This window comes from Thalassolituus sp. UBA2009, from assembly GCF_002335285.1.
In the GTDB taxonomy this organism is placed as follows: domain Bacteria; phylum Pseudomonadota; class Gammaproteobacteria; order Pseudomonadales; family Oceanobacteraceae; genus Venatoribacter; species Venatoribacter alkanivorans.
Window position 1 is genome coordinate 1 of the sequence record NZ_DDCJ01000072.1, and the last position, 9,372, is coordinate 9,372.

Below are 9,372 nucleotides of genomic sequence, written 5' to 3' on the forward strand. Positions count from 1 at the left end.
ACTCAGAAGTGAAACGCAGCATCGCCGATGGTAGTGTGGGGCTTCCCCATGTGAGAGTAGGTCTTCGTCAAGCTCTTATTCTAAAACCCCAATCGCTATGCGGTTGGGGTTTTTTCATGTTGGCACTTCCCTGTGCCAACCCTTCAGGCAGCTCCGCTGTGCTGAACAGCATCCTGCCGTTCAGTCTTTGTCTGAATAAAATACCTGCAATAACTTAATGGCTCTCCGATGACCACCCTGCTGTACAGGCCACGGCCATAAAGGTGTTAACTTCGCCAACCAGGTACTTACTCCAAGCCTCTGTAGCTCAGCTGCAGGGGTTTTTGTTTGTTTGAAACAGGGTTTTGGCTGACACTGTCCGCGTTAAACGGCGTGGCTAACTGAACCATGATTTACAGCCCCGCCAGCGCACGCTGGGAGGTTTTTAATGGTAAGTGCTCATAGACGTAAGCCAAGGCCTGTGGGATTGAATCAAGGCGTCTGGGATAAATACAACACTGTGTTTATTGAGTTCTGCAGTGCAACAGTCGCTATCACGTTTACTCTGATCTGCTATCTATCTGTTTGAAGTGTACTGCCTCGGCCAACGAGTGCTGAATCTGCAGCGCTGTCTATCTTCCAGCTCTTTTAAAGGCTTTCAGCATCGAAGCTGGCGAGAGGCTTTTGTTTTTAGGTCTGGAGTTGTTGGATATGTTTGTCCAGGGGAATTACTTCTTTTGGTTATGGAAAAGCTGAACGTTGGTGCATAAATCCTGAGTTTTAGGGTAATGCTTTTAAAAAAACAAAACTAAGGTCTTATTTATTTGTGTAAAGGGTACGGACGTACTTCTAATATTGATTGATGCTTTTCTGGCAGCCTGTAACCTAAGTTAACAAATTATAAAAAACATAAACAAGCGATCACCACGGTTACTCTCCACCTGTATTACAGTCATTAATAGTAATCTTCCCTGTGCTCGCTTTATTGTACCAAGGTGCCAAGTGATAAAAATAATCTTCACGCTTGTCCTTACGGTTGTACTTTCTCCTATCGTCGCTGCTGCAATGCAGCCTATGACAGACGAGGAGTTGGGAATTCAGACTGGGCAGGCTTTCTTTCAGATAGACCGCGATACTTCTGGCTCCGTCGACTTTACAAAGTTCACCTTTGGTATGGACATTGACATATCCATGAACTCCGATCTTGTTGAGCTGGGCCGATATGACCGTGCGGGTGAGGCTGCAGGAAGCAGTGATATACGCATTAATGATTTTGCACTTGGCAGTGTTAATAACGACGGCACTCTCAATCCATTCCGTATTACAGATCCTTTCTTTGAGTTGGCGTTTGAGGATGTAAATGGAAAGGAAGAGTTGGTTGGTATTCGCTTAGGCTTTGGCTCTGCATTAGGCAAGCTCAGTGGAAATATTGAGTCGCTTACAGGTAATTTACAGGTAGATGTGCGTGGTCGTGCTAAGCCGATACGTGATCAAGCAAGTGGATTTGTTCGCTTCCTATTAGGTGTTGCTGGTGTTGGTGATAACACGATGATGGAGTCGGTTGATCGCGCTGTGTTGCTTAATCCTGTTACAGGTGAACCTGATTCTGTTCGGGCTGTTGGGGTTGGTCTTGCTAATGGAAACTCATTGCAATGTGTTGATGGTGGTTGTTGGCTCAATGATGTCGTTTCATCTTTGACTGCAAGTAATTGCGCGATTCTTGGTATCAGTACTTGTTTTAGACTTAATTCTTTTAGAACGCTGGATGTTGGGAAAAGTGGCAATCCAGCTACTGGTATGTTTTTGTCTTTCCAGACTAAAAGCATCAGCTGGATAGATAACGGTGTTGGTACTCCAACGGTCTCAGGAGCCTTTATGAATATCCCAAATGGCGGTATTACGGTTGACTTCGAGCAGTCTTTTAATGGTATCGAACGTATCCGCACAAAATTCCTGGACCCTTATTATGACTAAGAATATTCGTTGTGTGATGTTTAGCGTCGTTCTTTTGTCAACGGTAACCCAGACTCAAGCTGAGTTAATTGGTTTGGATGATCGGGAGCTGGGTGCCGTTGATGGTGAAGGTATCGGCTTTATTCTGGAAGACTTTGCCTTTGAAGCGGGCACTGATGTTGCCAACGGAAACCGGCTGGATATCAGTGGTATTAAAAATAAAGATGGTCAGGATGTCGTCCTGAGTGTCTCTCAGTTTTATGTCGCGGGGGCGGGTAGCAATCGGGGTGCTAATGTTATTGGCAATCCGGTTAATCTTGGTCGCTTACTCTATCCCTACAATCTTGAACTGGTAGACGGCGATACTATTGGTATTGCGGATAAAGCTGTTTTTGAATATAGCGCTCCGCACCGTAAGGTGGGGTCTGAATCTGGTACGGATAGTATGCTTGTTTTGGCCACAGAGACTCGTACAGAACGGCGCTACCCTAATCAGCAGCAGTCAACGGGCCAGCGTGTTGATCGTGTTACCGGCATCGACACTTCGGTATTAAACAGCAGAGCGGCAGAGCGTGCTGACTTCGGTATTCGTTATGACTTAAATGTTGCAGGTTCTCAGGCTCAGTCACTCGAAGGACATGCCCAGGGTGTTGCTATCGATGGCAGTTATATCCGTCTGTGGGGTGAAAATAACGAGATGGTTGGCAACCTAGCATTAAAAGTCTTTGCCAGCGACCTGACATTTTATGCCTGTGATTCGGCAGGTAATAATTGTGGTCAGGATGTTCGCTTTCAGAATTTTGTCCTTGAGAACGAGTTGGGCTGGGGGGAGAAGCAGCCGGTGACTTTTGAGGTAGATTCGAGTGGTAACTTCACCATTGAAGTTGGCCGTCTGAATAGTGCCTGTGCTGACTTGAATTCTTCTGGTGGCTGCGCTTTGGGAAGTGCAGGATACTCCGATTTTTATAATAACGGCCCTCGCGCTGATATTCATATTGGGAAGTTATCTGTGGGTGGCTCAGACTTCGGTAGTGCCACCATTTCCAATATGCAGATTCAGTATCTGCGGGCAACGAGCAGAGACTTATGATGAAACGCTTACTGATCATCTTTGCTTCCTTTATGCCGACTTATGGCTTCGCATTGGAGCCTTTAAGTTCCGAAGATTTAAGTGCTGTCTCCGGTCAGGGCGGTGTGTATCTGTCGGGCGATATTACAATCAATGAAAACGGCGGCCCGCTAAATGTCGATGGTCCGTCGGACAATGGTTACAGCTGGCAAACCAGTTGTACAACAGCCTCAACCGATAAACGCTGTGGTGGACGTATTGCCGTCAACTCAGGAGCTGGCGGTGGTTGGTTGGTGCTGGATAATATTCGTGGACGTTTTTCTTTTGAAGGATTAACCCTGCGAACCCGAAAGATTAATTCAGATTTTGATGGCGATGGTGCGGCCTTTAATAGTGATGTTTTTGAAATCGGTTTGCCCAATAACCTGAACTATGAGGATGCTTCATTCACCATTGCCAACAGTAACAGTGCCCGGCCGACGGATGCTAGTTTTATGCAAACCGATATCATGACAGTCAATATCAACGGCAAAGCCAATTTGCAGGGGAATCTGCTGATTTTCCCAACCGGGGCGCCATGATGAAAAAAATAATAATAAGCAGTTTGGTTGCAGCACCTTCATTGCTGAATGCTGGCCTGGTGCCGATGGCGGATCAGGAGCTGCAGACGGTTAATGCACAGGCAGGCATCACGTTAGAAACCTCTAGCCATCTGACAGTCGGAGATGTTACCTACACAGAAGATGCCAACAGGCTGCAGCTACAAAATATCGAACGGGGTAGTCAGGCTGATATATCACTGCCTTCGTCCAGCAAGCAGGTTGTTGATGTGCTTGCGGATGGATCGTTACAAATTAACAGTGAGGTTTATCCAACCTCTTTGGATATTGGTGCGATCCGTATCAATGACTCAGCAGCGAGCTTTGGTCAGTTCCGTCTGAATTACAGCGGCACCAATCTGATTAAGGTTGGTGCCAGTAGCTCGCTTGAAAATTTTCTTGAGGGGAGCTTCCAGACATCAATCAGTGATGCAGAACTGATCTGGACAACCAATGGCAGTTCGGTGAGTTTTGATGATATCGGCTACAACGCTAATATTACCCGCCTGGCCATCGGTGAAGCGGTTGATGGCTCCCGGACAGGATTGAATTTTGATCTGGATGAATTCAGTTACTCCTTCTCTACTGGCGGCGTGAAGTTAGGTGGCGTGTCGCTGGGCACCTTGGCCGGACAGCTGGCATTGTCGGGTGATGCTCAGATTTTTGCCGGTGGACGTGATGGTGCGGAAGGTATCAGTCTTAATGCATCGTTAAGTATTCTGGATGATCCAACCAACTATGTACGTTTTACCGATGATGGTAATTCACTGTTTATGGGTAATTTCAGCGGCGCGCTGAATGTTACTAACCTTACTTTTGATGTGATGTCTGATCATCTGTTGCTGGGCTATGACCAGTTAGATGGTTCCTTTAATGCGAATCAAATTCTGATTGGTGACAGTTCTAATCCTGTTGGTGCAATTCAGCTGGATTTTCTGTTTAAAGATGGCAATGGCTATAGCAATCGTATGGCTTTTTATCCGGGCATCCGTCAGCCGGTATTTACTGATTTACCTGCGGCAATTCGGCCTTATGCAACGGGCTTTTATTCAGGACTGAATGGTTCCAGCGACGGTATGTCAGCTGCGGTTGAATGGAATCTGGCGAATGCGGAAGCTGCCTATATTGATAATGGCCGTATGGTGGTCGTCAGTGGTATCGAAAGCTATGGTCGTGGTGATCTGACACTGGATGTGCGTTCATTTGATCACGATAACAATGCCGGCACCGCAGACAAAACCGCGATTGCTATGGGTATGAACCGCGTTCAGGGCAGTTACAGTATTGATGGCTTACGTGTTGGTAATAAAACGGCCCCGATTCAGGGGGGGGCTGAATTGCTGCTGTCGCTGGAAGTGTTCCAGGCAATGGATTTCAATCTTGATGGCTATACGCTGATCACTGCTGGCGGCGTCAGTGGTGGCGGTATTCAGATTGATGGCGATTATTTGTTCAGTGATTCCAATATTGGTTTATCCATTGATGAAAACGGTAATGGCGTCTGGGCCACCGGGGTGAATTACGATATCCATCTGCGTGGCATTCAGGTGGATGTCAGCAATACCGGTCTCAGCGTAAACCGCACTGAACAGTGGAGCACTATGAATGTGGATAACATGCGCTGGGGCGATAAAAATACCGGCCGCAGCCTTGGCCGTATTCAGCTGGAACGTTTTGAAAAAGGATCGTCTCTCACCATTAATCCAGGCGGTTCTGGTGCTGTGTGCGTTGGTGCTAGTGGTGATGCGGCGAGCTGTGCTAACAATGGCGGCCGCTGGGAAGACCGTGGCAATGAAGGGATGACGGTTGCGCTGAAAGCTGCTTTTGCACCATCGGAATATAATCCAGATGGGACATTGAAGCGAGGAAATCGTCTGACCTGGGAGAACAATCGAAATTTGGATGGTAAAGGAACGCAGATTATTTTTGATTCTTACAGTACCAGTGATGGACTGGGCGTGACTGACAGCAACGATTATGGTTTTCAGGCCAACCTGAAAATTGATGTCTATGAAACCAAAGTGTTGAAAAAATACAGCGGAGAGTATGACCCTGATCTGGTCGTGCAAGAAGAGCTGATCTACGATGACGATAGCCGTACCACGTATACCTACGTTGCAAACCCAACGGCGGCTCAGCTGGCATTGCGTCCGCAGGGCTTCGCGGTGCAGGGGAATGTGTCCTTTAAGGATCTTCAGATTGACCAGGTTCAGCTGAAGCATCCGGATGTTGATCTGCCACAAACCGTATTCTCCGGTATCGTGATGCAGAACCTGAATATGACCACTAACCTGACGGCGACACCTATCCGCTAATCTCATACGGCTGCTGCCAATCACTCTGATCGTGCGTATACTATGCGCTCGATTCATTGGCAGCGGAGTAGCACATGAGCCAGCAAGACCGTTTGGTCATTTTTGACACCACCATGCGTGACGGCGAGCAGAGCCCGGGCGCGTCCATGACCAAGGAAGAAAAGGTCCGCATCGGTAAAGCGCTGGAAAAAATGCGCGTTGATGTGATTGAAGCTGGCTTTGCCGCCGCATCTCCGGGCGACTTTGCTGCGATTCAGGCCGTTGCCGAAGCGGTACGTGAGAGCACTATCTGTAGCCTGGCCCGTGCGGTTGACCGCGATCTGGAACACGCCGCCGAAGCACTGAAAAAAGCCGAGCGCGCGCGTATTCACACCTTTATTGCTACCTCGCCAATTCATATGCAGTACAAACTGCGTATGCAGCCCGATCAGGTGGTTGAGCAGGCGGTTTACGCCGTGAAAAAAGCCCGCAGCTTTGTTGACGATGTGGAGTTCTCCTGCGAAGACGCCGGCCGCTCTGAAAACGATTTCCTGTGCCGCATTATTGAAGCTGCGATTAACGCCGGCGCGCGTACCATCAATATTCCGGATACCGTGGGTTATGCCATTCCGGAAGAATTTGGTTACAAAATCAAAACCCTGCTGGAACGTATTCCTAACGCCGATAAAGCTATTTTCTCGGTGCATTGTCATAACGACCTTGGTTTGGCTGTTGCCAACTCGCTGGCTGCTGTAGCCAACGGTGCCCGTCAGGTGGAATGCACCATTAACGGCTTGGGTGAGCGTGCCGGTAATGCGGCACTGGAAGAAATTGTGATGGCCACCCGTACCCGTCACGATCTGTTCAATATCAGCACCAATATCGACACTACCCAAATTGTACCGACGTCGCGTCTGGTATCGTCCATTACTGGTTTCCCGGTACAGCCGAACAAAGCCATCGTTGGCGCCAATGCCTTTGCGCATGAATCCGGTATTCATCAGGATGGCGTGCTCAAGCACCGTGAAACCTATGAAATCATGAAGGCCGAAGATGTCGGTTGGGGCGCCAATAAAATGGTAATGGGTAAGCATTCTGGCCGTGCTGCATTCCGCAGCCGTCTGGAAGAGCTGGGCGTAACTTTTGATACCGATGCGGCCCTGAACGAAGCCTTTACCCGCTTTAAAGAACTGGCGGATAAAAAGCACGAAATCTTCGACGAAGATCTGCAGGCACTGGTGACAGAAACCATCAGCAACTCTGCCCCTGAAGCTTACAAACTGGTGGCACTGGAATGCCATTCCGCCATCGGTGAAACCCCGGTTGCGGAAGTGGTGGTCAGCCATAACGGTACAGAGCAGCGCTCTAAAGCCAACGGCAGTGGCCCGGTGGATGCCGCGCTTAAAGCCATTGAAGGTGTGGCCAACTCCGGTGCCAATTTGCTGTTGTACTCTGTCAATGCCATCACTCAGGGAACCGATTCTCAGGGGGAAGTAACTGTGCGTCTGGAGAAGGGTGGCCGTATTGTGAATGGCAGTGGTGCCGACACTGATATCGTTGTGGCATCAGCCAAAGCCTATATACACGCCCTGAATCTGTTGCTGACCGGTGCAGAACGTCAGCATCCTCAGTCCGACGGCGTATAACCAGTGCGTGAGCAGCAGCGGCTCGATTATTTGCAGGCAATGGGCATCGTACAGTGGATGCCACGCCAGCCGCTGCCCGGCGTACCGGCCCCGCGCTGGTTGCCGGAAGATGCTCATGCTGCGGCGCCTCGTCCGGCACTGACGTCTGAAGGTGGTGGCCATATTGCTCACCCGATGGCAGCTCAGCTGCTGCATGAGGCCGCCGCGCAGCCTGTTGCCAAAGAGCCTGCTGCGCAAAGCAAACCTGCAGACACTCCGGCTGTGGCTATTTCTGACGTTGCTTCTGAATCTGTTGCTGACGTTGCCGCTGCTGCAACGACTGACCTTACTCCACCGCGTTTTGAACTGCACTTTCTGCGGGTATCGGCCGGTGGTGTCTGGGTATGCGACGATGCTGCTCAGGCTGAACGTCTGGCGGCTTTTGCTTACCGGGTAATGTCTGCTCTGCAGGCACCGGCCGGTTTGCTGCAGGCGCCATTATGTTTCCGCTGGCCGTTTATTGAATCTGCCCATGATGATCAGAGCCGGCCTGTCGCATTGCAGGCGCTGTCGGCGCAATGGCAATTCCTGCGCGATCAGGGCGTGCGCTATGCCGTGGCTTTTGGTCAGGACAGCGATCATTGGCTGCAACAGGTTCAGGCGCCACTGTTATTCCGCGCGGCCTGCCTTTCTGATGTGATGCAAAACGCTCAATATAAGCGTCAGCTCTGGCAGGCCCTGCTGACTCAGACCGAGTTATAACACCATGCATGTCCGTCCTGCGGTTGACGCCGATTTTTCTGCGGTTTATCAGATAGAACAGCAGGCTCATTTTCACGCCTGGCCGGAAAGCGTATTACGCCGCTATTTTTCCCGTGAACATTGCGTCTGGGTGTTGGAAAACAACTACCAGGTTATTGCCTATGCGGTGATTACGCTGGTGGCTGGTGAGTCTGAATTACTGATGATCGCCGTTGACCCGAAGCAACAGGGGCGGGGCGCTGGTCGTGTGCTGATGAATGCACTGCATGATTTTTTGCAGGAGCAGCAGGCCGAACAATGGTTTCTGGAAGTTCGGGAAAGTAATCACAAAGCGATTGCCCTGTACGAGTCTATGGGCTTTTGTCAGGCCGGTTGCCGGCGCAATTATTATCCGACCGCCTCTGGTCATGAAGATGCCCTGCTTTATTGTCTGGAGCTGCAGGCATGATTGACTCCGGCCTCCTGCCTGAAATGGCACTCTGGTGGTCGGCCATTATCTCTGTTCTTTTACTAATTCCTGCACTGCTCAGTTATAACTGGCAGGCGTTACTTAACCTGCGCGGTGCGCAGCATTTCTTTTTCGGTAGTGTGGTCGTACTGGCTTTGTTGTGGAATATGCAGGCGGGTATATTGCCAGGGCTGAGCTTTCATTTAATGGGGGTTACTGCGATTACACTGATGATGGGCTGGCGTCTGGCATTGCTGTCGGTACTGCTGGTACAGGTTATTCTGGTGCTGGTAGGAAAACTCTGGTGGGCGGCTTTGCCATATCAGTTCTTATTGGCCGGTGCGTTACCGGTATTATTCAGCTACGGTTTTTATCTGCTGGTTTATCGCCGTCTTGCTCACAATCCTTTCATTTATATTCTGGTGGCCGGATTTTTAAATGCCGGTTTAACCCATGGATTTTCCGACTTTTTACAGGCTCTCAGTTTGTGGTTACTGGATGTTCATCCGGTGGAATTAATCTGGCGTGATTATTTACGCTACCTGCCGATGATGATGTTCCCCGAAGGTGTGGTAAACGGCATGTTTATCACCGGTATGGTGGTTTACCACAGCCGCTGGCTGAGCACCTTCGACGAAGATTC

Annotated in this window: 8 protein-coding genes and 1 rRNA gene; all 9 read left to right on the forward strand. The window is 49.6% G+C overall.

The window, feature by feature from the left end; all coding sequences use genetic code 11:
- A 5S ribosomal RNA gene (gene rrf / locus B3P58_RS20850) occupies positions 1-73 on the forward strand; the annotation flags it as partial.
- 908 nt (positions 74-981) lie between these two features.
- The gene (locus B3P58_RS09170) at positions 982-1,953 is read left to right on the forward strand and encodes a hypothetical protein (protein ID WP_286717114.1); all 972 of its coding nucleotides are present in this window, start codon (positions 982-984) and stop codon (positions 1,951-1,953) included.
- A complete protein-coding gene (locus tag B3P58_RS09175; protein WP_286717115.1) occupies positions 1,946-3,022 on the forward strand; it encodes a hypothetical protein in 1,077 nt (358 codons plus the stop codon). The genes B3P58_RS09170 and B3P58_RS09175 overlap by 8 nt, the downstream gene beginning before the upstream one ends.
- On the forward strand, positions 3,019-3,582 hold the full coding sequence (locus B3P58_RS09180; protein ID WP_286717117.1) for a hypothetical protein: 564 nt from the start codon (positions 3,019-3,021) through the stop codon (positions 3,580-3,582). The genes B3P58_RS09175 and B3P58_RS09180 overlap by 4 nt, the downstream gene beginning before the upstream one ends.
- The gene (locus B3P58_RS09185) at positions 3,582-5,915 is read left to right on the forward strand and encodes a DUF6160 family protein (protein ID WP_286717118.1); all 2,334 of its coding nucleotides are present in this window, start codon (positions 3,582-3,584) and stop codon (positions 5,913-5,915) included. Before B3P58_RS09180 ends, B3P58_RS09185 begins: the two co-directional genes overlap by 1 nt.
- A gap of 74 nt (positions 5,916-5,989) precedes the next feature.
- A complete protein-coding gene (locus B3P58_RS09190; protein ID WP_286717120.1) occupies positions 5,990-7,540 on the forward strand; it encodes a 2-isopropylmalate synthase in 1,551 nt (516 codons plus the stop codon).
- A gap of 3 nt (positions 7,541-7,543) precedes the next feature.
- On the forward strand, positions 7,544-8,281 hold the full coding sequence (locus B3P58_RS09195; RefSeq protein ID WP_286717122.1) for a hypothetical protein: 738 nt from the start codon (positions 7,544-7,546) through the stop codon (positions 8,279-8,281).
- Between the two features lie 4 nt (positions 8,282-8,285).
- Positions 8,286-8,729 (forward strand): ribosomal protein S18-alanine N-acetyltransferase, encoded by a 444-nt coding sequence (gene rimI / locus B3P58_RS09200; protein ID WP_286717125.1) that lies wholly within the window; start codon positions 8,286-8,288, stop codon positions 8,727-8,729.
- The coding region (locus B3P58_RS09205; RefSeq protein ID WP_286717127.1) for an energy-coupling factor ABC transporter permease at positions 8,726-9,372 on the forward strand (647 nt) is incomplete at its 3' end. The genes rimI and B3P58_RS09205, both read left to right, overlap by 4 nt.

Excerpts from the sequence above, each read along its gene's own strand:
- B3P58_RS09185 (WP_286717118.1), top strand. The coding sequence starts at position 3,582 with ATGAAAAAAATAATAATAAGCAGTTTGGTTGCAGCACCTTCATTGCTG.
- rimI (WP_286717125.1), top strand. The coding sequence starts at position 8,286 with ATGCATGTCCGTCCTGCGGTTGACGCCGATTTTTCTGCGGTTTATCAG.
- B3P58_RS09180 (WP_286717117.1), top strand. The coding sequence starts at position 3,019 with ATGATGAAACGCTTACTGATCATCTTTGCTTCCTTTATGCCGACTTAT.
- B3P58_RS09175 (WP_286717115.1), top strand. The coding sequence starts at position 1,946 with ATGACTAAGAATATTCGTTGTGTGATGTTTAGCGTCGTTCTTTTGTCA.
- B3P58_RS09190 (WP_286717120.1), top strand. The coding sequence starts at position 5,990 with ATGAGCCAGCAAGACCGTTTGGTCATTTTTGACACCACCATGCGTGAC.